Annotated in this window: 21 protein-coding genes and 1 tRNA gene; 15 read left to right on the top strand and 7 right to left on the bottom strand. The window is 55.1% G+C overall.

Annotated features, from left to right (window positions below; translation table 11 throughout):
* Positions 1-256 precede the first annotated feature (256 nt).
* The 3 genes from AC2FH0_RS05945 (at position 257) to AC2FH0_RS05955 (ending at position 2880) form a co-directional block, all read left to right on the top strand.
* A complete protein-coding gene (locus tag AC2FH0_RS05945) occupies positions 257-493 on the top strand; it encodes a hypothetical protein (protein WP_496788818.1) in 237 nt (78 codons plus the stop codon).
* A 27-nt stretch (positions 494-520) separates the two neighbouring features.
* Positions 521-1195, top strand: coding sequence for an Arm DNA-binding domain-containing protein (locus AC2FH0_RS05950; protein ID WP_496788819.1), 675 nt, complete (start codon positions 521-523; stop codon positions 1193-1195).
* A 338-nt stretch (positions 1196-1533) separates the two neighbouring features.
* Positions 1534-2880 carry an AlbA family DNA-binding domain-containing protein gene (locus AC2FH0_RS05955; protein ID WP_496788821.1) on the top strand — a complete coding sequence of 449 codons (1347 nt, stop codon included), beginning with the start codon at positions 1534-1536 and terminating at the stop codon, positions 2878-2880.
* 653 nt (positions 2881-3533) lie between these two features.
* On the opposite strand, the gene AC2FH0_RS05960 is transcribed toward AC2FH0_RS05955, so the two are convergent.
* The 4 genes from AC2FH0_RS05960 to AC2FH0_RS05975 form a co-directional block, all read right to left on the bottom strand.
* A complete protein-coding gene (locus AC2FH0_RS05960) occupies positions 3534-4775 on the bottom strand; it encodes an MBL fold metallo-hydrolase (RefSeq protein ID WP_496788822.1) in 1242 nt (413 codons plus the stop codon).
* On the bottom strand, positions 4772-5620 hold the full coding sequence (locus AC2FH0_RS05965; protein WP_496788823.1) for a hypothetical protein: 849 nt from the start codon (positions 5618-5620) through the stop codon (positions 4772-4774). Before AC2FH0_RS05965 ends, AC2FH0_RS05960 begins: the two co-directional genes overlap by 4 nt.
* Positions 5621-6348: 728 nt before the next feature.
* A tRNA-Pro gene (locus AC2FH0_RS05970) sits at positions 6349-6425 on the bottom strand.
* 115 nt (positions 6426-6540) lie between these two features.
* Positions 6541-7656 (bottom strand): THUMP domain-containing class I SAM-dependent RNA methyltransferase, encoded by a 1116-nt coding sequence (locus AC2FH0_RS05975; protein WP_496788825.1) that lies wholly within the window; start codon positions 7654-7656, stop codon positions 6541-6543.
* A 276-nt stretch (positions 7657-7932) separates the two neighbouring features.
* Between AC2FH0_RS05975 and AC2FH0_RS05980 the strand changes: the two genes are divergently transcribed.
* Genes AC2FH0_RS05980 through nqrF form a run of 6 tightly spaced genes read left to right on the top strand, consistent with a single transcriptional unit; the run spans position 7933 to position 13793 of the window.
* Positions 7933-9276, top strand: coding sequence for a Na(+)-translocating NADH-quinone reductase subunit A (locus tag AC2FH0_RS05980; RefSeq protein ID WP_496691578.1), 1344 nt, complete (start codon positions 7933-7935; stop codon positions 9274-9276).
* A gap of 5 nt (positions 9277-9281) precedes the next feature.
* Positions 9282-10490, top strand: a complete 1209-nt coding sequence (locus tag AC2FH0_RS05985; protein ID WP_271948924.1) for an NADH:ubiquinone reductase (Na(+)-transporting) subunit B — start codon at positions 9282-9284, stop codon at positions 10488-10490.
* Positions 10483-11298: a Na(+)-translocating NADH-quinone reductase subunit C gene (locus AC2FH0_RS05990; RefSeq protein WP_271948921.1), complete on the top strand. Its 816-nt coding sequence runs from the start codon at positions 10483-10485 to the stop codon at positions 11296-11298. Before AC2FH0_RS05985 ends, AC2FH0_RS05990 begins: the two co-directional genes overlap by 8 nt.
* A complete protein-coding gene (locus tag AC2FH0_RS05995) occupies positions 11298-11951 on the top strand; it encodes an NADH:ubiquinone reductase (Na(+)-transporting) subunit D (RefSeq protein WP_142636378.1) in 654 nt (217 codons plus the stop codon). Before AC2FH0_RS05990 ends, AC2FH0_RS05995 begins: the two co-directional genes overlap by 1 nt.
* Positions 11951-12559 carry an NADH:ubiquinone reductase (Na(+)-transporting) subunit E gene (gene nqrE / locus AC2FH0_RS06000; protein WP_142636377.1) on the top strand — a complete coding sequence of 203 codons (609 nt, stop codon included), beginning with the start codon at positions 11951-11953 and terminating at the stop codon, positions 12557-12559. The genes AC2FH0_RS05995 and nqrE overlap by 1 nt, the downstream gene beginning before the upstream one ends.
* A 10-nt stretch (positions 12560-12569) precedes the next feature.
* On the top strand, positions 12570-13793 hold the full coding sequence (nqrF, locus tag AC2FH0_RS06005) for an NADH:ubiquinone reductase (Na(+)-transporting) subunit F (protein WP_282021772.1): 1224 nt from the start codon (positions 12570-12572) through the stop codon (positions 13791-13793).
* A gap of 53 nt (positions 13794-13846) precedes the next feature.
* On the opposite strand, the gene tviB is transcribed toward nqrF, so the two are convergent.
* A complete protein-coding gene (tviB, locus tag AC2FH0_RS06010) occupies positions 13847-15130 on the bottom strand; it encodes a Vi polysaccharide biosynthesis UDP-N-acetylglucosamine C-6 dehydrogenase TviB (RefSeq protein WP_496701843.1) in 1284 nt (427 codons plus the stop codon).
* 5 nt (positions 15131-15135) lie between these two features.
* Positions 15136-16149, bottom strand: coding sequence for a GDP-mannose 4,6-dehydratase (locus AC2FH0_RS06015; RefSeq protein WP_281995105.1), 1014 nt, complete (start codon positions 16147-16149; stop codon positions 15136-15138).
* Between the two features lie 159 nt (positions 16150-16308).
* Between AC2FH0_RS06015 and AC2FH0_RS06020 the strand changes: the two genes are divergently transcribed.
* Positions 16309-17079, top strand: coding sequence for a metallophosphoesterase family protein (locus tag AC2FH0_RS06020; protein WP_496788826.1), 771 nt, complete (start codon positions 16309-16311; stop codon positions 17077-17079).
* Positions 17080-17082: 3 nt separating this feature from the next.
* On the opposite strand, the gene AC2FH0_RS06025 is transcribed toward AC2FH0_RS06020, so the two are convergent.
* Complete coding sequence (locus AC2FH0_RS06025; RefSeq protein ID WP_496788828.1) at positions 17083-17607, bottom strand: CBS domain-containing protein; 525 nt, start codon at positions 17605-17607, stop codon at positions 17083-17085.
* A gap of 363 nt (positions 17608-17970) precedes the next feature.
* Between AC2FH0_RS06025 and AC2FH0_RS06030 the strand changes: the two genes are divergently transcribed.
* The 5 genes from AC2FH0_RS06030 (at position 17971) to AC2FH0_RS06050 (ending at position 23735) form a co-directional block, all read left to right on the top strand.
* Entirely contained in the window at positions 17971-18996 is a 1026-nt protein-coding gene (locus AC2FH0_RS06030; protein WP_496788829.1) for an FAD:protein FMN transferase, read from the top strand.
* 14 nt (positions 18997-19010) lie between these two features.
* Positions 19011-19247 (top strand): (Na+)-NQR maturation NqrM, encoded by a 237-nt coding sequence (gene nqrM / locus AC2FH0_RS06035; RefSeq protein ID WP_271948901.1) that lies wholly within the window; start codon positions 19011-19013, stop codon positions 19245-19247.
* Between the two features lie 66 nt (positions 19248-19313).
* Entirely contained in the window at positions 19314-20987 is a 1674-nt protein-coding gene (locus AC2FH0_RS06040; RefSeq protein WP_496705082.1) for a sulfatase-like hydrolase/transferase, read from the top strand.
* 103 nt (positions 20988-21090) lie between these two features.
* A complete protein-coding gene (gene gpmI / locus AC2FH0_RS06045; RefSeq protein ID WP_496788832.1) occupies positions 21091-22608 on the top strand; it encodes a 2,3-bisphosphoglycerate-independent phosphoglycerate mutase in 1518 nt (505 codons plus the stop codon).
* Positions 22605-23735, top strand: a complete 1131-nt coding sequence (locus tag AC2FH0_RS06050) for a murein hydrolase activator EnvC family protein (RefSeq protein WP_281972910.1) — start codon at positions 22605-22607, stop codon at positions 23733-23735. Before gpmI ends, AC2FH0_RS06050 begins: the two co-directional genes overlap by 4 nt.
* The last annotated feature ends 3 nt before the right edge of the window (positions 23736-23738 follow it).

Raw genomic sequence — 23738 nt, forward strand, 5'->3', positions numbered from 1 at the left:
TTAGACGAATGGGTCCTGTCGCGCTGTAACATGCGCAGAACTACCTCGGATAGTGGCCCCACCCAAGCCTTGCGCCCGCTCTAGTGACCCGGCGCGCTGTTTGGAAACTGTTAAAATCTTCTGGCAGCGCGTCCACCTTTGGAGTCATTGAAGGCATGTAAAGTATCTATAATACAATGACTTGAGGTTCAAAAAAGTTGACACCGACGGAGGGTCTGGTTTGTTATTATAGGTGAAGGCTACGCATGCTTTCACCATGACACAAACCATTAGAAAGGCTCTCGTCATGGAAGAACACAATGATCAATTCATCCTTATTCCGGCTAAAAGCGGCGGCGGCGCACTACTACGGCGCAGTCAAATCGCAGGCGGTCGAGCAAACGGTGCAGACGGCGCTATTGTCTATCTGGCATGTGGTCCTTCTGTCTACACGACAGCCACCATACCTCAGCTTGCTGAATATCTTGGAGCGCATAAAGCGCAGGTTACCTAAACGTGCCAATTTTTGCGGGGTTTTGTTATGAAGCCCCGCAATAATCCTACGAATGAGCAACGCCTCCGCAGAGAGCATCGCGGCCCAATCGACAACAAAGACCCTCGTGTCAAAAACGATGCTTATTGGGCATTGCGTCATCAAGGTTTCTCGGACGCTTACGCAAAGCGAGCTTTTCGAGATTTAGCGCCGGGATTTTACACGGCTCGAATGCAGGCCGACGCAAGCGACGACGATTATCTAAAAGACGTCGACCCTGATGATATTCTCGTTGAGCCGCTCTCTGTTCCGACTGAGTGCGTTAAATTATCCGTACTTGTTCGCCCTGACTTGACCGAGGACGCAGTCGCCACAGCAGCACCGCGTGACATCGAATATACAATCTGGTCCGAGCGGCCACCCGGATTTGGGTTGCGTGTTCGTGCTTCAGGCGCGCGCTCATTCATTGTAATGTTTCGCATCAAAGGTCGCTCGAGCCAAGGAAAGATCACGCTTGGTAAGCCCGGTGAAATATCCCTTGAGACAGCGCGATGGCTTGCAAGAGAAGTCAGGATCATCGCGGCGTGCGGACGCGACCCGCGACCATTGCACAAGAATGGAGAGCTGCTGAATCAATACAGACGGGAGGCCCGACTTGGGCCGGTTCCCCCACGTTACCCCGGCTTCCAAGAAATGTTGGTTAAGGAAGATGAAAGTCCTTAACGGACGTCGGGCGTGGAAAAGCTATTGCAAGAAACGGTGCCTGTAAACGACTTGAGCTGGGAATATGCTCCGAGGGGTCATGCAACTTCGCCTCATCTGGGAAACATTGTGAAATAGAGCATTGAACACGCAAAGTTCACTATGGGCTTTATTGGTAAAGTTTGGACCATGGTCCCGCACAACTGATTGGACGGTGCAAGACGCCAATGCTCAGTAGCCTACATTTGCCCGCACTCAATCACTTCAAGATTTCTTTTTTGTAAACAAAGGCCTTGAGAGAGTTGCGGGTTGCGGCGCTCTGTGCACTGTTGCTCGTAATATTTCCATGAGGAAGATCAATGCCTGATCCAAGAATTCAACAACTCATTAACCAACTCCGGGAATCGGAATTCACCGAAGTCAAGAATTGGCTCGGAGGGCTCGCAACACGCGATGAGCAAGCGAGGTTGGCAAAGGAGATAATTGCCCTGTCAAACGTCGGGGGTGGGCATGTGTTCATCGGTTTTAACGATGACGAAGGTCAGGGCCATCAGCCGATTGTGCCGGACCCAAATGAAGCAACAAGCTTCTCACAAGACAATATATCCAGTATTGTTCATCGCTATTGTACACCTGCCATTCAGTGTAGTGTGGAGCTATACAGTCAAAACGGCGGTGAGATAGAGCATCCTGTTATCGAAGTCCCGGCTGCGAACAGGGTGCCAGTTTTTGCCTCACGGCAAAGCCCGGACAATCGAACATTGATGACTGGAACGGTGTATGTCAGACGCCCAGGCGGGAACAGTGAGCCATGTCGAACGCAGGATGATTGGGAAAGGTTGCTAGAGAGATTGGTTCACTCTAGACAGGATCAACTCATTGGAGCCATTCGGAATGTTTTGAACCCTGATCAGGAGTTTGCTCCTGCCGAGACTGAAGAAGCTTTTGATCGGTGGCTTGAGACTTCACGGGTTGCTCGCACGGAAGTTCTCGCGGACTTGCCAGCAGGACATGCGTTTCGCCTTGAATGTGGCTACTGTGAAATTGGATTTTCGATTTCACCATTTCAAGAAGTAGAGATAGCGGATCTACGTAATAACCTTGACCAAAACCGACCTCGCCACAGCGGCTGGGCACCTTTTGTTTGTCTGCATCGCGAGGGGATGGGCCCACGCCCTATGGGAGATGTCATTCAAGCTTGGCTTGTAGACGAAGAAAGATCAGCAAGAGAACCATCTCTCGCGGACTTTTGGAGATTGTCCGTTCATGGCGAGGGATATCTAGTCAGGGGGATGCAGGAAGACGACCGCGATTTCGGCTCAAACTTGACGCCGCGACCATATCGCCCGGGCTTCGATTGGGAATTGCCGATATATCGAATGACCGAAATCTTGAAATTGATTGAGTGGCTCGGATTAACTTACGCCTCGGCGGAAGCTGTCTTTCAGTTGCGAGTAACATACCATGGTATGAGCGGAAGAAGGCTCACACTTCATCGGCTGCACTACATGATGCCTCGTGGAGCAATGGCTCATGAGGCAACAATTCCTTCGCAAATTTCTGGAAGAATTGGCGACATAGCTTTGAATACTGAAGAAATGGTTCATTCACTGTTGCAACCAGTTTTTGCCCAGTTTGATTTTACGGAGTTGCCGAGGCAGTTAGTAGAAAACGTTGTTCAAGACGTGGTGCGGTACCGTCAATAAGATAGATCAGCGAGTTATTCGAAGGAATCGAATTGGCCTCAAGAAATACCAATTTAAGAATTTTGCGTGCCCCCCTTTTTGTCAGGTATTTGAAACTGAGGAGCGACTTCAGTCGCCGTTGCATGACGCACCCATTCCTCGTCGTGAGACAAGCTTACACATGTGGCGGCCCTCACGAGGTGCGGCCCGGACTGCATGACCGTGCTTGGATGACAGCAAAAAAAACGCTCGTACGAATATCAAATATCTGGACTCTGGAAAACAAACTCACACTTGGAACAATTCACCAACTGAAATGAAGAATAATCAAAACAACCAATGGTCAATGGAAGACTCACATAGGAACATCTCAACTAAGCAACCTAAGAAGAACCGGGAGTAGATGATCGCAATCAGTATTGGCAATAGACACATGCGTAACAAGTATTCGAGAAGTTGAGGTTTTGCCGTAAGCGCAGAAACAGTCGAATACCCTGCAACGGACGAGCGTAGCCTTTGGGCTTTTCCGAGGCGTGCGGTTAGTCTGCCACGCGGAGTGTTGAAAATATTGCGGCTGTCATGGATGGGTTCCCCATGGTTACCCCAAGCGTTGTCGCCATTTTCCTACGGAGGCTGAGCTTCAGGATGATCATCTCTGACGTTCTAGGTCGTACTTAAACTAGATGCCACCGATTGTCTGGAACATGTTTAACAGGTGCACCTAGGCTCTCGAAACGCTCTGGAGCAAGGGTATGGATTGGTATCACAGACTGCGGTTGAAACGCGCGCACAAGATGGGAAAGGTCCTCGTAGGTAGCGTGACCCGAGGTATGCAAAATGTCGAAAGCAACGCCTCTTTCAGTGCACCAGTCTAGCAGGTTGGACGAGCCATTCTCTAAATAACCCGGCCACATTGAATAGATCAGACGTCCACCGTTTATGAGGTCAATATTTTCAAAGTCATCCGCCATTGATGCTCGAAATGTTACGACCAACTTGGCGTTGTTGGTAAGCATCTCCTCCGGGTAGATACGAGACCTACGGAATGGCTCGACAATATCGAAACGTTGGCTCCGAATAATTTGGCGTTTCATACGATTTGGTAGGAAAACACGCATCGCGTCTGAAGTGGGGTCTGGTAACGATGGTCGCCCTATGGAGTGGAGCAGATGCGCAATGTACGCATCAGCTACGAAACTACGGCCGGTTTTCAAGGTGGCCTTGTAGAATGTGACTAGCCTATCAATGTTCTGACCAGAAAAACCCGCGAGAACGATACCTTTAGTGTCCCGGATTTTCGCTGCTATCTTATCGACCAAACCAACTTCTGTCACAGTCGGGCCGTCGCTATCCCGACTCAGCGTTGTTCCTTCCAAAAGCATTGCATCAACATGCTTAGGTGGATTGTTCAGCAATCGCTTGAAAGCCCAGTCCTTCCAACCGTGACTTCGCAGGTCTCCTGAATAGAACAATGTCTTGCCCACAGCTTCGATCAGAAACGAATAGGAATCAAAAGCGGAATGATCTGCGATGTAAGGGGTGATGCGAAATGGACCGATCTGGAATGGCTTTTTGTCCTGATAGTGGTGCACATTTTCAAAGTTCACTCCGAAAGGAGTAAACGCGCTGGCCGCTCGCAAAAGCTTGTCAGCCTCACGCCCAATAAATTTAGGAAGTTCTGGTGATGCGAATTTGACCAGACCGTAGTGATCCAAATGGGGGTGAGAAATGACTATGCCTAACAGGTTCGGATTTGTTCCATCTGTGAGGCCTTCAACCTCCGGCAACGCCTCTTCCCCGAACTCGCTGCCCATAAGCGGCTCACCGAGGTCCAACAGAATTGATACCCCTTCTGCGTGCAATTCGACGCAATTTCCGCCAATCTCATTGCTCCCCCGGTGAATACGTATTCTCATAAAGTTGGTTCTACTACTGGCTGAAGTGAATTTACTGCTTTTCTAATCCGCAACCGTGCAGCGGTTTCGTTGCCATTTTTCATCGCGTTCAATTCTGCGCCGGATGCAATAGGCAGCTCAAAACTCTCAGGGAATTTTAAAAACTGGAAGCCCATTTTAGGGCAATCTGGGCATGTGAGGGACAGTTGTTCAAGCCCGTGATTTGCGATCTCTTCAAATGCACCTAGGTCGTAGCCTGAGTAGTACTGAGCTGGTGCCAACACGACGAGCTTCATGTTAGAGGCTTCGATCAAAGGACGCCCGGAATACCGAAACTCTTGCGCGTTTTGCCTACTAAAAACAAGCGCGAGCCCATATCTAAGCACCTCAAATAAAGCAAAAAGTGGCGTGTCGCTGGCCCATTTCAACTCGACTAACTCTGCGAATTCACCGTCAATTCGGATCAAATCTAACGCAGCTCTTTTATCGGAGCGAGCATTTACCAGCCCGGAAGCAACAGGTGTCTGATTGTACCATCCGGTGAGATCACCCAAGTCCGCGAGGGTCACAATCGCCCGTTCCAGCACTACTTCTAGGCTACGATTGTAATCTGAAATCGCAGTCCGCCGTTCCTGCCGCCAATTTTCGGCGGAAGGGACACGACCAGTCCAGTTTTTTGTAATTTGTGCGAAAAGTAATGAGACAATTTCAGGTTTCAACGAAGCAGGCAGCGAACCACGGCAAAGATTTTGGCAGGTGGAAATTTGTTTGAGAGATTGGCCGTTTTGGAGGCCAAGAGCGTCATGAATTATCCTATCCGTCCCATCAAAAATCGAGGCGGCGGTTGGTGTGTCCTTCGCAAGCAAGGATAGGTCTCCCAAAGACCGTTCCCTGCGGTACGCCCCCGCAAGGTGGTCTCGATCCTGATCCTGGTGATCGGGGAGTTAGAACAACCGCACTAAGCCGGTCCCTGTGGCCTTTAGACCGGGGTCCTGGACATACGCCACAGGCTCCCCGACCGCAGGGGTCAAGGAGAGTGGCGCTGAAAACGGTCAGCACCTACCGCTTAGTGCAGGGGTGTTCTACGCCCCAGAGCCACGCGTGATGGCTCCGTTTCAAGCTGTAGCCCGAAATATGGCCGAGCTGCAAAGGCTTTTGATCATTGGCGAGATTTAAACAACGGTGAAATCAGAATTTTTTAGGGGAGGGAGGAAAGAGCAACGCTAAATGAATGCTCTTGCTCACCAAGGAAAACCCGCTTGTTCACCTCGGAGCCACCTCCGCTAAAAATATGAAGCGCGCGAAGGCGGCTCCGAGGAAAACAAGCTATCTTACCTATAGCTCTCTATCTATATCTCTATCGTAAGAGCAAACGGATGGTCTATTTTGGGAATCCGTCTTGGTGAGGTTCCCCTTTGTTACCCCAGAAGGGGTCGTGAAGATCAATCATAGCATTAAGATTTTGAAAACAAGCAATAATCGCTGAGAATTAATAGCTACAGTTCAAAACACAAGATCACAAATGCCGTGCTTACTATGTGCTTCCTGCGTACTCGGAGCAATTCGGTGGCAATTAGTAAGGTGTTGATTTTATTGGTCGGAGTGAGAGGATTCGAACCTCCGACCCCTGCCTCCCGAAGACAGTGCTCTACCAGGCTGAGCTACACTCCGACCGTGGCGGGTGATTTATACCTGAGGGTTTGGATGTGCAAGAGGGATTCTGGGTCTGGTTTGTGATTAGTAACAGGCTTTGGACAGGCTCAAAATCCCTGTGATTAGCCCCATGTCAGATCAGGCGGTCAGTGCGATAAAGTCGGATTTTTGTGCCGCCGTGATCCACTACAGGCCCTGCCGGAAGCAAAGGAAGGCGTGTGGCATGGGCCAGGGATGGGGTGCTTGTTACGATGCCAACGCGCCAGCCTTTGAAGCGTGACATCAGAACCTTGCCGAAACTCCCATACAAGGATCGCAGACGTTTTTCATCGCCTATCCTGGTGCCATAAGGGGGGTTTACGATCACTAACCCCTCAGCACCTTGCGGGGGCTTCAGATCGCTGACGGAGTGGCAATGAAATGTTGTATTGGTCGAAACACCGGCTTGTTCCGCGTTAGCTTTTGCGGCCTCGATCGCACCTGCATTCCTGTCGGAGCCGAAGAACTGAACCTCGGGGGCAGGGGAGGGTGACCCGGCGCGCATGTCGGACCAGATGTCGGGATCAAAACTCCTTAGGCTTTCGAATGCAAAATTACGCGTGCGACCGGGAAGCAGGCCCAACGAGATCTCGGCAGCCTCGATGACGAAAGTGCCCGACCCGCACATGGGATCCAGCACCGGTTCGGTCCCGTGATAGCCACATTCGCGCAGGAACATGGCCGCCATTGTCTCGCGCATGGGGGCCTTGGCGACGGAAGTCTTGTGACCTCGCTTGTGCAGGGGATCTCCGGAGGTGTCGATCGAGAATGTGCAGATGTCTTTCTCAATCCGCAAAAGCACGCGCAGGGCTGCATCTGTCGAGATTGGAGCCCCCAGTGTCTCGGCCAGCGCTCGTTCGATCCTTTGGCGCGCGGCACCCGCATGATAGATGCGCGATTTGCGGCTTGTCGCCTCGACTTTTACCGGCACTTCCGGACGCAGGAAATCTGACCACGGAAATTTTCTGGCGCGTTTGTCCAGTTGTGCAAGATGGACAGCGGGAAAGCTGCCAATCCGAACCAGAACTTTATTTGCGCCCCGAAGGCAAAGGTTGGCACGCCAGACTTCGGGCCACCCGCCCCGACAAACCACGCCACCAGCAATGACCTTGGCATCGGCGAATCCCTGTTCGGTGGCCTCGGCATGCAGCGGCGCCTCTAGTCCGGGCGTTGCTACCAGAAAAATTTCCAGATCGTTCGTTTGTTCCATCAAGGGTGCTTACACCGGACATGATCGGGGCGCGACAGGCAATTTCAGCGAAAGTGATACAAGAAAGTGAATACCGTGAGGGAATTTTGACGGTTACAGGTTTGCTTTTGGTATCATCCCCGCGTAAAGGGGCCACAATCAGAGGGACGGCCGCGGATTTCAGTCGCAATTCGACGCTTTTGCGACGACTGCTTGGAATTCTCGCGTTATTGTCTGACACTAGATAGGTGTTGGCTCAGCCGGCACAGGTAAAGAGGCTTGGAAGACCGTAGCGACATGCAAACTTTCAAACTGAAAAAAGGGTTGGAGTTGCCGGTGCAAGGCGCACCGGAGCAAACCATCCATCCGGGTCCAGAATTCAAGACTGTTGGGGTTTTGGGGGGCGATTACCTTGGCTTGAAACCGCGAATGCTGGTTCAGGAGGGGGATGACGTTCAACGTGGCACTCCGTTATTCTGTCACAAGGACGCACCCGAGGCGATGATGGTCGCCCCGCTGAGTGGTAAGATCGTTGCCATCAACCGTGGTGCGCGCCGGGTTTTGCAGAGCGTTGTGATTGAGGTTGCGGATGCCAACGACACGGGTATCGATTTCTCGGGTGTTGGTGATGCGGACAGCACCGAGGGTGTCACCGCCAAGCTATGCGCCGCGGGGTTGTGGACCGCTTTCCGTACGCGTCCCTATTCCAAGATGCCAGTTCCGGGCACCAAGCCAGCAGCGATTTTCGTCACCGCCATGGATAGCGAGCCACTGGCCGGAGATGCAGAACTCATCATCAATGACGCGGGCAAAGCATTTGCGGATGGTCTGGTAGCCGTATCCAAGCTGTCCGAGGGCAAAACCTATTTGTGCCAGCAGGACGGTGCTTCGGTTCCGGGTAGCGATCTGCCAGACGTTGAGGCGGCGGCATTCTCTGGTCCGCATCCTGCGGGTTTGGCCGGAACCCACATCCATTTCCTCGAACCGCTTGCGGGCGAAAAGCAGGTCTGGACCATCGGGTATCAGGATGTCATCGCGATTGGCCGCCTGATGCAGACGGGCCATCTGGACCCTAATCTGGTGATCGCCCTGACTGGCCCGGGTGCCCGTCAGCCGCGCCTGATCCGTACGGTGATGGGAGCGTCGACCGAAGACCTCACCCGGGATGAGATTGATGTGGACGGCACCGTACGGATCATTTCGGGCTCGATCCTATCTGGTCAGCATGCGGATGGCCCAACGGCTTTTCTGGGGCGTTTTGCAAGGCAGATGACCATCATCCGTGAGGACCACGACCAGATTCCGATGGGTTGGATCCGCCCGATGCCTTCGAAATTTGCGGTTCAGCCGGTGCTGGGTTCTGCTTTCGCCAAAAAGCTGTACGCGCTCAGTTCGAATCTGAATGGGGGGCGCCGCGCCATGGTGCCCACGGGTACGTTCGAAGAGCTGATGCCGCAGGACTATCTGCCGACGCAACTGCTGCGGGCACTACTGGTGATGGACACCGATACTGCGCAAGCTCTGGGCGCGCTAGAGCTGGACGAAGAGGATCTGGGCCTTGTCGGCTTTGCCTGTCCGGCAAAATATGAATACGGGCTGGCGCTGCGCGACTGCCTGAACAAGATTGAAAAGGAGGGCTGATCCAAATGGGTTTGCGCAGCTTCTTCGATCGGATCGAGCCGAACTTTACCAAGGGCGGCAAGTACGAAAAGTATTTCCCCATCTACGAGATGGTCGAAAGCTTTATCTACACTCCGAAAACCGTGACCTCAGTGGCCCCGCATGCGCGGTCTTACGTGGATATGAAGCGGATCATGACCTATGTCGTGATCGCGACCATTCCCTGTATCCTTTGGGGGATGTGGAACACCGGCTATCAGGCCAACTCGGCCATCGCCAGCCTCGGGCCGGACTCTGCCACCGGTTGGCGCATCGCTCTGCTCCAGATGTTTGGTCTCTCGCTGGACCCCAGCAGTGTCTTTGCAAATGTGATGCACGGGTTGATGTATTTTCTGCCTATCTACATCGTCACACTGGTCGCAGGCGGTATATTCGAGGTCATCTTTGCCACCGTGCGCCGCCATGAGGTGAACGAAGGTTTCCTTGTAACATCAATGCTTTATACACTGATTATGCCGGCCACTACACCCTTGTGGCAGGTGGCTTTGGGCATCATCTTCGGTGTGGTGATCGGCAAAGAGGTATTTGGCGGCACTGGCAAGAACTTCCTTAACCCCGCGCTGGTTGGTCGTGCGTTCCTGTACTTCGCTTATCCTGCGCAGATGTCGGGTGACTCGGTCTGGACCCCGGTTGACGGGTTCTCGGGTGCAACCGCGCTGGCGGTGTCAGCGGCCGAGGGCGTACAGGCTCTTGCTGCCGAAGGGATCACATGGTCCAGCGCTTTTTACGGCACCATTCAGGGCAGCTTTGGCGAGACCTCGACCTTGGCCTGCTTGATCGGTATGGCCTTCCTGCTGATGACCAAGATTGCCAATTACCGCCTGATCGTTGGCTGTCTGGCCGGGACCATCGGATTTACTCTGCTGCTGAACCTGATCGGGTCGGATACCAACCCGATGTTCGCGATGCCGTGGTATTGGCATGTGGTTCTGGGTGGGTATGCATTTGGCTTGGCCTTCATGGTGACCGAACCGGTTTCCGCCAGCCACACCAACCTGGGCCGCTATATCTATGGCGCCTTGATCGGTGTGATGGTTGTGATGATACGCGTGATTAATCCGGCCTTCCCCGAAGGCATGATGCTGGCCATCCTGTTCGGCAATGTCTTTGCACCGCTGATCGACTATTTCGTCGTGCAGGCCAATATCAAACGGAGGGCGCGTCGCCATGTCTGATCCGCAACCTCAAGAACCCAAGGGCGCATTGGCTCGCTTTCTGGCCGCCTCGCCGGATTCGGTTGGCAAGACGATCTTCGTCGCCGTTGCCGTCTGTCTTGTTGCCTCGATGGTGGTCTCCGCCGCTGCGGTCAGCCTGCGCCCGGTGCAAGAAGCCAACGCGCTGAAGGACAAACAGGTTAACGTTTTGCAGGTGGCTGGTGTCTTCGAGCCGGGCATAGATGTGACCGAAGCCTTCGCTGCGTTCGAGCCGCATGTGCTCGAGCTTGCCACCGGCGAATTTGTCGACGATCAGTTCGATCCGGCAACCTTTGATGACCAGGCTGCTGCAAGTGATCCTGAACTCAGCGTAGCATTGGACACTGACCCGGCGGGTATTGGTCGTCAGGCCAAGTACCGAGTGATCTATCTGTTGCGCGATGATGCGGGCGATTTAGACAAAGTGATCCTGCCGCTGCATGGTTATGGCCTGTGGTCGACGCTCTATGGTTTTATCGCTCTAGAAAATAACGGCAACGACATCTACGGCCTGCAGTTCTATCAGCATGGTGAGACCCCCGGCCTTGGCGCCGAGGTGGACAACCCGCGATGGAAAGGTCTGTGGAATGGCAAGAAATTGCGCGACGATTCAGGCGAGCTGCAGATTACCGTCGCCAAGTCGCAACCCGCCGCCGGTCCCGATTTCTATGTCGACGCGCTGGCTGGGGCTACTCTGACCTCAGTTGGTGTCGATAACCTGGTGAAATTCTGGATGGGTGACGCGGGCTACGCCCGGTTCCTGGCCAAACTGCAAGCAGGAGAGTTTTGATGTCTCAGACCAAGAAAGAGATGCTGGTCGACCCGCTTGTCGACAATAACCCGATCACGCTGCAGGTCCTGGGCATCTGTTCCGCGCTGGCCGTGACATCTTCGTTGCAGGTGGCCTTTGTAATGGCGCTGGCTGTGACCTTCGTGACCGCATTCTCGTCCATGTTCATCTCGATGTTGCGCAACCAGATACCCGGCTCAATCCGGATCATCGTCCAGATGGTGATCATCGCATCGCTGGTGATCCTGGTGGATCAGGTTCTCAAGGCCTATGCTTTTCAGATTTCGAAGACCCTGTCGGTTTTCGTCGGGCTGATCATCACAAACTGTATCGTGATGGGCCGTGCCGAGGCATTTGCGATGAAGAACCCCCCGATCGCGTCTTTTATCGACGGTGTTGGCAACGGCATGGGCTATGGGCTGATCCTGTTGCTAGTCGGTTTTATCCGCGAGCTGTTGGGGGCCGGGTCGCTGTTCGGTGTCACCATCTTGCAGACTGTGAACAATGGCGGCTGGTACGTACCTAACGGTATGCTGCTGTTGCCGCCTTCGGCGTTCTTTATCATCGGCCTGATCATCTGGGCCTTCCGAACATGGAAGCCGAACCAGGTCGAAGAACGTGAATACAAAATCCAGCAGGTAGAGGCGCACTGATGGAAGGGCTTATCTCACTGGCCGTAAAGGCCATCTTTGTCGAAAACCTTGCGCTTAGCTTCTTTCTTGGCATGTGTACCTTCATCGCCGTGTCCAAGAAGATCTCGACCGCGCTGGGTCTGGGGATCTCGGTCATGGTCGTGCAGGCGATCACTGTTCCCGCCAACAACCTGCTGCTGACCTATCTGTTGAAGCCCGGCGCATTGGCCTGGGCTGGGTTCCCGGATGTGGACCTGACCTTCCTTGGCCTGATCTCGTATATCGGTGTGATCGCGGCCATGGTTCAGATCCTTGAGATGGTCTTGGACAAGTATTTTCCGCCGCTCTACAACGCGCTGGGGATTTTCCTGCCTTTGATCACGGTGAACTGTGCCATCCTGGGCGGGTCGCTGTTCATGGTCGAGCGGGATTATAACTTTGCAGAGGCGACGACCTATGGTCTGTCCTCGGGCTTTGGCTGGGCGCTGGCGATAACTGCAATGGCGGGCGTGCGCGAAAAGCTGAAATACTCGGACATTCCCGACGGCCTTCAAGGTCTGGGGATCACCTTTATCACCGCGGGACTGATGGCGATGGCCTTCATGTCCTTCTCGGGCGTGAAACTGTAAGGGGGCGGCAATGGAAACCTTTAGCCTTGGCGTCATTCTTTTCACGCTGATCGTTCTGGCGCTTGTCGCCCTTATCATGGCCGCCCGGTCGCGGTTGGTGTCGACAGGCAATGTCAACATCACCATCAATGGTGAGAAAACCGTGTCCGTGCCCGCCGGCGGCAAATTGCTGCAAACGTTGGCGGCCGAGAAACTGTTCGTGCCATCGGCCTGTGGCGGCGGCGGGACCTGCGCACAATGCCGCGTACGCGTCCATTCCGGCGGTGGCTCGATCCTGCCGACCGAAGAAAGCCATATCACCAAGCGCGAGGCCGCTTGTGGCGACCGTCTGTCTTGTCAGGTTGCAGTTAAACAAGACATGGATATCGAGGTCCCCGAAGAGGTCTTTGGCGTCAAGAAATGGGAATGCACGGTTCGGTCGAACGAAAACGTTGCCACCTTTATCAAAGCGCTGACGCTGGACCTGCCCGAAGGTGAGGATGTGAATTTCCGCGCTGGTGGCTATATCCAGATCGAAGCCCCCGCCCATGCGCTGAAATACACTGATTTCGATGTCGAGGAGGAATATCGCGAAGATTGGGATCGCTTCAATCTGTGGCAATACGACTCGGTTGTTGCCGAACCCATCGAACGCGCCTATTCCATGGCCAACTATCCGGACGAAAAGGGCATGATCATGCTGAACGTCCGGGTTGCCTCACCGCCTCCGGGTTCCGAAGGGATACCGGCGGGCCAGATGTCGTCGTATATCTTCAACCTTAAACCGGGTGACAAGGTCACGATCTCGGGTCCATTCGGTGAATTCTTCGCCCGCGAAACCGGAAGAGAGATGGTCTTCATCGGTGGTGGTGCTGGTATGGCGCCCATGCGCAGCCATATTTTCGACCAGCTCAAACGGCTTGAGAATCGCGACCGTAAGATCACCTTCTGGTACGGTGCCCGGTCCAAGAAAGAGATGTTCTTTGTCGAGGATTTTGACAGCCTCGCGGAAGAGTTCGACAATTTCGAATGGCATGTCGCCCTGTCGGATGCCCAGCCCGAGGACGACTGGAAAGGCTATACCGGCTTTATCCATAACGTGCTGTTCGACGAATACCTCAAGAACCACCCGGCACCCGAGGATTGCGAGTTCTACATGTGCGGACCGCCGATCATGAACCAGTCGGTCATCAACATGCTGCTGGATCTGGGTGTGGACCGCGAAGATATCATGCTCGACGATTTCGGCGGGTAATCAGTTATCCGGCGCCCTGTGGCGCCGGTTTCATTTTAGGTCCTTTGGTTCGATTACAGGCGCAGGTCGCTTGCCTCGCGTGGCAGGCAGGATTTGATGTCGAAGACTACGCTGTTTTCTTTGCCATAGGCTCGAAACTGCAAAGGATCGAGTGCCCGATATTCCGCATGCGCGACGGCCAGGACGACCCCGTCATAGAGCCCTGGCTCAGGTTGGTCGATCAGGTCCAGGTCGTATTCTTCTTGCGCAGCTTTGGGGTCGGCATGAGGGTCGTGGACATCGACGCTGATGCCATAGCTTTGCAATTCTTCGATAATGTCGAAGACACGGGTGTTGCGCAGGTCGGGGCAGTTTTCCTTGAACGTCAGGCCCATCACCAGAACACGGGCGGCGCCAACATTGATACCGCAACGGGTCATACGTTTGACCAGTTGCGACACCACATAGCTGCCCATCCTGTCATTCAGGCGCCGCCCTGCAAGGATGATCTGCGGGTGATGGCCCACGGCCTCGGCCTTGTGCGTCAGGTAGTAAGGATCCACGCCGATGCAATGCCCGCCGACCAGACCGGGGCGGAAGGGCAGGAAGTTCCACTTGGTTCCGGCTGCGCGCAGCACAGCCTCGGTATCGATGCCCATGCGACCGAAGATCATCGCCAACTCGTTCACCAGAGCGATATTCAGGTCGCGCTGGGTGTTTTCGATCACCTTCGCGGCCTCAGCCACGCGGATGCTTTCGGCCTTGTAGGTTCCAGCGGTGATGATCCGGGCATAGAGCGCGTCAACCAGATCAGCGACCTGCGGGGTTGAACCAGCGGTGACTTTGCAGATGTCCGCGATACGGTGGGTCTTGTCACCGGGGTTGATCCGCTCGGGGCTGTAGCCTGCAAAGAAATCCGTGTTGAAAGTCAGGCCCGAGGCGCGTTCCAGCACCGGAACGCAATCTTCTTCGGTTGCGCCGGGATAGACGGTGGATTCGTAGATCACCAAATCACCGGGTTTCAATACGTGGCCAACTGTTTCCGACGCAGCCAGAAGGGGGGCTAAATCAGGCTGCTTACCTGCGGTGATCGGCGTGGGGACGGTTACGACATAGGTATCGCAATCGGCAATCTCCGAGGGGTTGGTTGTGAATTTCAGGCCGCCCGCCGCGCTCAGATCATGTGGCTCAACCTCATGCGTTGCATCTACGCCAGCGCGTAGTGCCTCGACCCGCGCCGCATTGATGTCAAATCCGATCACCTTGCCAATTTTGCCGAAGGCCACGGCCAGGGGCAGGCCGACATAACCCAGCCCGATCACAGCAATCTTTCGGGAATTGGGGTCGGTTTCAAGCATATGCGTCACTTACCATGATAGTCGCGGAACCATTCGACAAACTGGGCGATTCCATCTTTGAAATTTGTCTGCGGACGATAGCCGGTCAGCTTTTGCAGCAGATCACTATTCGCCCAAGTGGCAGGAACATCACCCATCTGCATAGGCATGTAATTGCGGATGGCTTTCTTGCCGATAGCTTCCTCAATGGCTTCGATAAAATCCATCAGCCGCACTTTGTCGCCATTGCCGATATTCACCACGCGCCAGGGCGCCGCCGGCGACAGGCTGTCACCTTCTTCAATCTCATCTGCGCTGTCCGGCCGCACCGGAGGGACGTCGATCAGCAGTCGGATACCGCGGACAAGGTCTTCGACATTGGTGAAATCCCGATACATGTCGCCGTGGTTATAGATATCGATCGGGCGGTCATCCAGGATGGCGTCCACAAATTTGTAGAGCGCAAGATCGGGTCGCCCCCAGGTTCCATACACGGTGAAGAACCGAAACATGGTCGTGGGCAGGTTCCACAAATGAGCATAGGAATGGCCCATCGCCTCGTTTGCCTTTTTGGTTGCGGCGTAAATCGTCAGCGGTGTGTCGGCCTTTTCGACCTCAGTAAAGGGCATGACCTCGTTGGCGCCATAAACCGAGGATGTCGAAGCCATCAGAAGGTGGTCTACCTTATGCTCGCGCGCGATTTCCATGACGTTGAACGTGCCGACCACGTTGGAATTGATATAGCTGCGCGGGTCCTCAAGGCTATAGCGGACACCAGCCTGCGCCGCGAGATGCACGATCACCTCGGGCTGGAACTCCTCAGCGACCTTTGCAAGCTGCTCGTAGTTTTCCAAAAGATCCTCGGTTGCGGAAAACCCAGGGGATTGCAAGAGCATCTGATGGCGGCGCTGCTTGAGCGAGACGTCGTAATAATCCGTCATCCCATCGTAGCCGTGAACCTGAAACCCCTCGGCCAGTAGTAGTTTTGCCAGGTGAAAACCGATGAACCCTGCTGTGCCTGTGACTAATACGCGCTTCATTTAACCCTCGACCCAAACCAAAACCGTTTGAAACATCAGGGATACTTTCAGCCCCTCAAGGTCAAGGGGATTTTCCCACAAACCGCGCCATTGGGGCAATCCGGAACCCTAATTCACTTGCGGATTGTTGTTGCCCGCCAGTCAGGGTAGGAAATTGCGATGGTGTGGGATTGGATCAAAACCAGGTGGAAAAAACCTCAGGCGGCACAGAATTCAGTTTCTGACATCGCGCCTGACCAGAGGTTTTATGCCGTTGGGGATATCCACGGGCGATTGGATCTGTTGCAGACTTTGCTGGCAAGGCTGGATCCAGATTGCCCCACAATCTTTGTCGGGGACTACATTGATCGTGGCAATTACAGCGCCCAGGTGCTGCACCAGTTACGGCACCTTAGCCGGGTCCGAGGCAATGATTTCATTTGCCTGCTGGGTAATCACGAGGAGATGCTGTTGCGGTTCACCGATGACCCAAAACGGGTCGGCAGGCTTTGGCTGCAAAACGGTGGCCTACAAACGCTCGCCTCATTTGGAATTACCGGTGTGGATGAAGACACGGTTGGTGCGGATGCTGTCTCGGTGGCTGACAGATTGCGACGCGCAATGGGCGATGATTTGCTGTCTTGGCTGCACAACCGTCCCCTGACCTGGACCAGCGGGAATGTCACCGTGGTGCATGCAGGGCTGGACCCGGGCAAGCCATTGGATGAGCAGACACGCCAAGTCCGCCTGTGGGGCCATCCGAATTTCTCACGGCAGATGCGGGAAGATGGCCAGTGGGTTGTCCATGGTCATACGATCACGTCAGAGCCCCGCGCTGAGAATGGCGTTGTTTCGATCGACACCGGCGCTTTCTTCAGTGGCAGGTTGACCGCCACTGATATTCGCGCCGGCGAGGTCCGGTTCATCGCAACCAACGAGCAGCCGGAATAGCTGTCAACCGACGATCATCTGCTTCATGCGAAGGGCTTCATACTCCAGCTCTTTGAGGCGGAAATGCACGACATCACCGATCGTGATCACGCCACGAAGATGGCCATCGCTGAGGACGGGCATGTGGCGAAAGCGCCCCTCTGTCATTGTTTTCAGTACATCGTTCAACAGATCCTCGGGCGCGCAGGTCTGTACACTGCGGGTCATCAGATCTTCGACAGATTGGGGCAGGGTCTGGCCCGGAGTATCGGCCATACGGCGCACAATATCACGCTCGGACAGGATACCCTGAAGCGTACCGTTCTGATCTGTCACCACCACAGCGCCAATCCGCTTTTCCTTGAGGATATTCACCACCGAATGAATTGTGTCTTTCGGGCGCACGGTAAAAACGGCGCCCCCTTTGCCAACAAGCAGCTTTTCGACTGTTGTCTGTGTATGAGAAAGGTTCGATTCAACCGACTGGCTATGCGAGGCAGCCGCGGCCTTGTCGCCGCGTGTCGGTGGCTGGTAAGAGCTTGGGGCCATGGGCAATCTCCTCTTGCTTTGCTTTTCACCTTACCGCAGCCATATGACCTGTATAGGGTACAAATGCCCAAACCGGGGAAAACTGCCAAAAACCAAGGAAATCCGGCCCGTTGTCCAACTTTTATCTGACCCCCCCTGTTGCCGCGCTGATATTTTTTGCGGTTGTCGTTTGTGGCCATAACTTTCGCATGACCTGGAAACAGCAGGCTCCGGGATGGCAAAAGAAAGCATGGCTGTTCGGGGTGCCCGCCGGAATCGGTTTGTTGGCGCTAGGCTTCCTGCCGCTGAAAGCCTGATGCAGGTTTGACTCTGATTGGGGCCGCTGTCATATGCCGGGCACGCTTTTCCTCAGGAGGGACCCACATGCGTTTCTTGCCAGTCCTGGCTGTCGCCACACTTATTTCCGGCTGCTTGTTCGACAAAGAGCCCGAGGTGGTACGCCTGTCAGGCGAAACGATGGGGACGACCTTCAACATCACGGCCATCGGTGTCGATGTTGATGAAGAAGCGCTGGCGGGTGCGGTCGAACAGACACTGGCCGAAGTTAACGCAAAGATGTCGAACTGGGACCCAAATTCCGAGGTTTCGACATTTTCGGACTCGGGCAGCACTGAACCTGTAGCCATTTCGGATGAATTTGCGCTGGTGCTTGATGCCGCGAATGATGTGCACGAGAATTCCGGGGGTACATTCGACGTGACTCTCGGCCCGCTGATTGAGCTTTGGGGCTTTGGTCCGCGCAAACCGGAAGATCCGGTGCCCGCAGATGCTGACATCCAGGCGGCTTTGGGCAAGGTCGGACAGGCCAGATTGCTGCAACTGGATCGCGATGCCGGAACTTTGGCGAAGGCCGATGCCGGAGTCGGCATTAACCTGTCCGCCATTGCCAAGGGGTATGGTATCGACGCCGTGGCCGAAACGCTGCGCACGGCTGGGATTGAGGACTATATGGTCGAGATCGGCGGCGATCTGGTCACAAGAGGCGATAACGACAAGGGTGAGACTTGGCGGATCGGGATCGAAAAACCCCAGGCCGATGCGCAGAATCTGCAGTTGATCGTACAGCTTGACGATCTGGGCATGGCGACCTCGGGCGATTACAAGAATTTCTTTGAACAAGATGGTGTGCGGTATTCGCATATCATTGACCCAACTACTGGCCGCCCGATCACGCATCGGACCACTTCAGTCACGGTACTGGCCGAAAATGCTATGATGGCAGATGCTTGGGCGACAGCGATGTTGGCCTTGGGTCAGGAAAAGGGTTTGAAACTTGCCGAGACGCATAAACTTGCCGTGTATTTCATCTCGCGGGATGTGACAGGCGGTGAGGATGCCTATATCACGGTACACAGCACAGCGTTCAAAGAGGCGTTGGGCACCAACTGACGGGTTGAGCTGAGATGAGCACTTTTATTCTGGCCTTCATTCTGCTGCTGATCATCATGGTTGGCATGTCGCTGGGTGTAATGTTGATGGGTAAGACCATCAAGGGCAGCTGCGGTGGCCTGAATGCGATCTCGGGGGCGGATAAATGTGTGGTCTGCCAAAAGGACGTGGACCCTAACAGCCCCTTGCGCGACAAGCTTCAGTGCAAACGCGCCCAAAAGATGCTTGAGCAGATGGAACGGCAAGCCTAATAACTTAGCGCTTCGTTTGGCTGTTGGAATTGGCTAAGCAGGTCCCTGAATAACGGGGGCGCAGATTTGGCCAAAGCAAGAAACATCCTGTTCATCATGTTCGACCAGCTGCGCTGGGACTATCTGAGCTGTTACGGGCATCCGCATCTGCACACCCCCAACATAGACCGCTTGGCTGCGCGTGGTGTGCGGTTCGACAGGGCCTATATTCAGTCTCCTATTTGCGGTTCCTCCCGTATGTCGACCTATACCGGGCGCTATGTGCATTCGCATGGGGCTTCTTGGAACGGTATCCCGCTGAAAGTGGGTGAGATGACCATGGGTGATCATCTGCGCAAGGCTGGGATGGACTGTTGGCTGGTGGGCAAAACCCATATGCGCGCGGATGCCGAAGGCATGGCGCGGCTGGGGCTGGAACCGGACAGTCTGATTGGTGCGCGCGTGGCCGAATGCGGGTTCGACGTGTTCGAGCGTGATGACGGAATGCTGCCCGAAGGGCCGGATGGGTATTATGACCCGGACGGGGCCAAGGAATACAACAAATACCTATCGGCCAAAGGATATGACAGCGACAACCCCTGGCATGACTTCGCCAATTCAGGTCTCGACGCTGAGGGCAATGTTCTGTCGGGCTGGTTTCTCAAGAACTCTTCCCAGCCGGCGAATATTGCCGAGGAAGACAGCGAAACGCCCTATCTGACCGGGCGCGGGATCGAATTCATGGAAACCCATGACGGCCCCTGGTGTTGCCACCTGAGCTTTATCAAACCGCATTGGCCCTATGTGGTGCCAGAACCCTATGCCTCAATGTACGGACCGGAACATATCCTGCCCGTGGTCCGGTCTGAGGTGGAACGCCAGAAAGCGCATCCGGTGCTCCGAGCATTCATGGACACCAAGGTTGGCGAGGCGTTCTCGCGGCAGGATGTGCGCGACGCCGTGATCCCCGCTTATATGGGTCTGATCAAGCAGGCCGACGACCAGATGGGCCGGCTGTTCGCATGGCTGGAAAAGACGGGTCGGATGGAGGACACGATGATCGTGTTAACCTCGGACCACGGGGATTTTCTGGGCGATCACTGGATGGGTGAGAAGACCTTTTTCCAGGACGCATCGGTCAAGGTGCCGTTGATCATCTATGACCCATCCCCCGAGGCTGAGGCGACCCGTGGCACTGTGAGCGACGCGCTGGTCGAGTCCATCGACCTCGCCCCAACATTCTTGGACATAGCCGGAGGCGAAGCGTCGGGTCACATTCTGGAAGGTCACTCCTTGTTGCCGATCTTGCGTGGCCATCAGGTCGAGACACCTCGGGATGTGGTAGTCAGTGAGTATGACTATTCCGCCTCGCCCATGGCGGAAAAGCTGAATGCCTCGGTTCGGGATGCAGTGATGTTCATGGTGGCCAACAAGAATTGGAAGCTGATCCATTGCGAAGGCGGGCATCGGCCACTGCTGTTCGATCTTGAAAACGACCCGAATGAACTAACCGACCTTGGCAACAGTGCTGAACACGCGGATATCATCGCCAAGATGTATGACCATCTGTTCACTTGGGCGCGTCGCCCGTCGCAGCGCACAACACGTTCCGAACAGCAACTGATCGAAATGCGCACCAATAGTCGGGGCAGAGGGGTGGTTATTGGAATCTATGACGAAAACGACGCGCCACTGGATTTGACCGTGAAATACAGAGGCCGCAAAGCTCGCCCCTATCTGGACCATACCGGCAAGGAATAGCCTTTGTAACATGAATTCTGACCTGATCAGGGCAAAAGGCGGTTCACCCTGCGCGGGGCAGGCGATACAAGACCAACCAAGAGCAGCAAACCCGGAGAGCCGAATGACCGCCCCGAAACCCGTCGTCCTGTGTATTCTTGATGGCTGGGGCCTGTCCGAGGACACCGAGGCCAATGCGCCTTACCTTGCCGACACGCCAACATTTGATGCGATCATGGCCAAGGGCCCACACGCCAAGCTGATCACCCATGGTCCGGATGTTGGTCTGCCAAGTGGTCAGATGGGCAATTCCGAAGTCGGTCACACAAATATTGGGGCTGGCCGCGTTGTTGCGATGGATTTGGGCCAGATTGATCTGGCGATTGAGGACGGTTCTTTCTTTGCCAACTCCGCGCTGCAGAACTTTATCGGTAAGGTAAAGGCTGCAGGTGGCACCGCACATCTGTTGGGGGTGGTCTCGGACGGGGGAGTGCATGGCCACCTGAACCATATCATTGCTGCGGCAAAGGCGATAACGGATGCTGGTGTGCCCGTTGCCTTGCACGCGGTTACGGATGGCCGGGATGTGGCCCCGAAATCAGCGCTGACCTATATCACAGAGCTTGAGGAGCGCTTGCCCGACGGCGCCCGTGTTGCCTCGGTCTGCGGGCGCTATTTTGCCATGGACCGCGACAACCGATGGGAACGTGTCAGCGAAGCCTATGGTGCAATGATCAAAGGGCAGGGGCGCAGCGCTGTTTCGGCGCGCAATGCCGTGGATCAGGCCTATCAGCAGTCGGAAACGGACGAATTTATCGTCCCGACCGTCCTCGACGGCTATCACGGCATCAAAGACGGAGATGGGTTCTTCTGCCTCAACTTCCGCGCCGACCGGGCCCGCGAGATTCTGCGGGCGATTGGCGAACCCGGCTTTGATGATTTCGACACCGGCCCGCGTCCACAGCTTTCAGCCCTGCTGGGCATGGTCGAATACTCCGACGGGCACAGCGCCTATATGACCACGGTGTTCCCCAAGCGCGAAATCGTGAATACCCTGGGTGAATGGGTGGCGAAACATGGGCTCAGCCAATTCCGTCTGGCCGAGACCGAGAAATACCCGCATGTGACCTTCTTCCTCAATGGCGGCAAGGAAACGCCCGAGGCGCACGAAGACCGCTTTATGCCGAAATCGCCCAAAGTGGCGACCTATGACCTACAGCCCGAGATGTCGTCGGCTGAAGTCACCGCTAAATTCGTCGAAGCCATCGGGGTGGGCTATGATCTGATCATAACCAATTATGCCAATCCGGATATGGTTGGGCATACCGGCGACCTGCAAGCGGCAATCCGCGCCTGTGAGGCTGTGGATCAAGGGCTGGCGCAAGTCGGCGCCGCGTTGGAAAAAGTGGGGGGCGCAATGATTGTAACGGCCGATCATGGAAATTGCGAGATGATGGTCGATCCCGAAACCGGCGGGCCGCATACAGCCCATACGCTGAACCCCGTGCCCGTGGCGTTGGTCGGGGGACCAGCAGGGGTATCCTTGCGGGATGGTCGCCTGTCCGATCTGGCGCCCACTCTGCTGGAACTGATGGCGTTGGATCAGCCCCCTGAAATGACTGGAAAGAGCCTGCTTTCATGACGCTTCGTGCGCTGCTTCTGGCGATTTTCTTTGCATCCAGGGCGGTTGCCCAGACCGACCCCGCGACCGCTGCATTGAATGCAGCGCAGATGCTTGAGCAGGCATCAGTATCGTTGACCGAGGCCGAAAGCGCCCGCGACCGGGTCCGTGCCCTGACCGAAACCATACAGGCTTATGAGGCTGGTCTGTCGGCCATGCGGGATGGCCTACGACGGGCGGCAACACGCGAAGCCCAGCTAACAGCCGAATTGCGCAGTCGAGAAAAGGACGTGGCACAGCTGTTGGGCGTATTGCAAACGATCGAAACTACGGCGCCTCCGGTTCTGATGTTGCACCCGTCGGGGCCGTTGGGCTCGGCCCGGGCCGGTATGATGTTGTCCGAGGTCACACCGGGCCTGAACGCAAAAGCGCAGTCCCTCGCGCGTGATCTTCAGGAAGTGCGCACGCTTCGATTGCTGCAGCAAAGCGCCTCGGAAACCTTGGTCGAGGGCTTGACCGGCGTTCAGAATGCCCGCACCCAGCTCAGCACCGCCATCGCAGACCGAACGGATTTGCCGCGGCGCTTTGTCGAGGACCCGATCCGCACTGCTATCCTGATCTCATCGACTGAAACGCTTGACGGTTTTGCCAGCGGGCTTTCCCAGATCTCCGAAGGGCAAATCGCCGAAACGGATGCGGATATATCAAGTATCAAGGGTCAGATTGCGCTGCCGACGCAGGGCATCATCCTGCACCGGGCAAATGAAACCGATGCGGCCGGTGTCAAACGCCCTGGTATCGTATTGGGCACCCGACCGCGCGCAATAGTCACCTCGCCAACGGCGGCCACGATACGGTATCGCGGGCCACTACTGGAGTTGGGGAATCTGGTGATCCTCGAGCCGCAACCGGGGCTTCTATTTGTCTTTTCCGGGCTACAAGAGGTCTATGGAGAAGCGGGTCAGGTGATTCCCCGGGGGACGCCAGTCGGATTGATGCCTGCAGAATCGAAGGAAATCGGCGCAATTTTGTCAACAAGCAGTGATGGCACTGGAACTGACCGGTCAGAAACGCTCTATATAGAGGTAAGACAGGATAACAGCCCCGTGGACCCGGAATCGTGGTTTCGGACCGACAAGGATGGATAAACG

It is taken from the genome of Ruegeria sp. CDSC051, from assembly GCF_059610665.1.

Excerpts from the sequence above, each read along its gene's own strand:
- AC2FH0_RS05945 (WP_496788818.1), top strand. The coding sequence starts at position 257 with ATGACACAAACCATTAGAAAGGCTCTCGTCATGGAAGAACACAATGAT.
- AC2FH0_RS05950 (WP_496788819.1), top strand. The coding sequence starts at position 521 with ATGAAGCCCCGCAATAATCCTACGAATGAGCAACGCCTCCGCAGAGAG.
- AC2FH0_RS05955 (WP_496788821.1), top strand. The coding sequence starts at position 1,534 with ATGCCTGATCCAAGAATTCAACAACTCATTAACCAACTCCGGGAATCG.
- AC2FH0_RS05960 (WP_496788822.1), bottom strand. The coding sequence starts at position 4,775 with ATGAGAATACGTATTCACCGGGGGAGCAATGAGATTGGCGGAAATTGC.
- AC2FH0_RS05975 (WP_496788825.1), bottom strand. The coding sequence starts at position 7,656 with ATGGAACAAACGAACGATCTGGAAATTTTTCTGGTAGCAACGCCCGGA.
- AC2FH0_RS05980 (WP_496691578.1), top strand. The coding sequence starts at position 7,933 with ATGCAAACTTTCAAACTGAAAAAAGGGTTGGAGTTGCCGGTGCAAGGC.
- AC2FH0_RS05985 (WP_271948924.1), top strand. The coding sequence starts at position 9,282 with ATGGGTTTGCGCAGCTTCTTCGATCGGATCGAGCCGAACTTTACCAAG.
- AC2FH0_RS05990 (WP_271948921.1), top strand. The coding sequence starts at position 10,483 with ATGTCTGATCCGCAACCTCAAGAACCCAAGGGCGCATTGGCTCGCTTT.
- AC2FH0_RS05995 (WP_142636378.1), top strand. The coding sequence starts at position 11,298 with ATGTCTCAGACCAAGAAAGAGATGCTGGTCGACCCGCTTGTCGACAAT.
- nqrE (WP_142636377.1), top strand. The coding sequence starts at position 11,951 with ATGGAAGGGCTTATCTCACTGGCCGTAAAGGCCATCTTTGTCGAAAAC.
- nqrF (WP_282021772.1), top strand. The coding sequence starts at position 12,570 with ATGGAAACCTTTAGCCTTGGCGTCATTCTTTTCACGCTGATCGTTCTG.
- tviB (WP_496701843.1), bottom strand. The coding sequence starts at position 15,130 with ATGCTTGAAACCGACCCCAATTCCCGAAAGATTGCTGTGATCGGGCTG.
- AC2FH0_RS06015 (WP_281995105.1), bottom strand. The coding sequence starts at position 16,149 with ATGAAGCGCGTATTAGTCACAGGCACAGCAGGGTTCATCGGTTTTCAC.
- AC2FH0_RS06020 (WP_496788826.1), top strand. The coding sequence starts at position 16,309 with ATGGTGTGGGATTGGATCAAAACCAGGTGGAAAAAACCTCAGGCGGCA.
- AC2FH0_RS06025 (WP_496788828.1), bottom strand. The coding sequence starts at position 17,607 with ATGGCCCCAAGCTCTTACCAGCCACCGACACGCGGCGACAAGGCCGCG.
- AC2FH0_RS06030 (WP_496788829.1), top strand. The coding sequence starts at position 17,971 with ATGCGTTTCTTGCCAGTCCTGGCTGTCGCCACACTTATTTCCGGCTGC.
- nqrM (WP_271948901.1), top strand. The coding sequence starts at position 19,011 with ATGAGCACTTTTATTCTGGCCTTCATTCTGCTGCTGATCATCATGGTT.
- gpmI (WP_496788832.1), top strand. The coding sequence starts at position 21,091 with ATGACCGCCCCGAAACCCGTCGTCCTGTGTATTCTTGATGGCTGGGGC.
- AC2FH0_RS06050 (WP_281972910.1), top strand. The coding sequence starts at position 22,605 with ATGACGCTTCGTGCGCTGCTTCTGGCGATTTTCTTTGCATCCAGGGCG.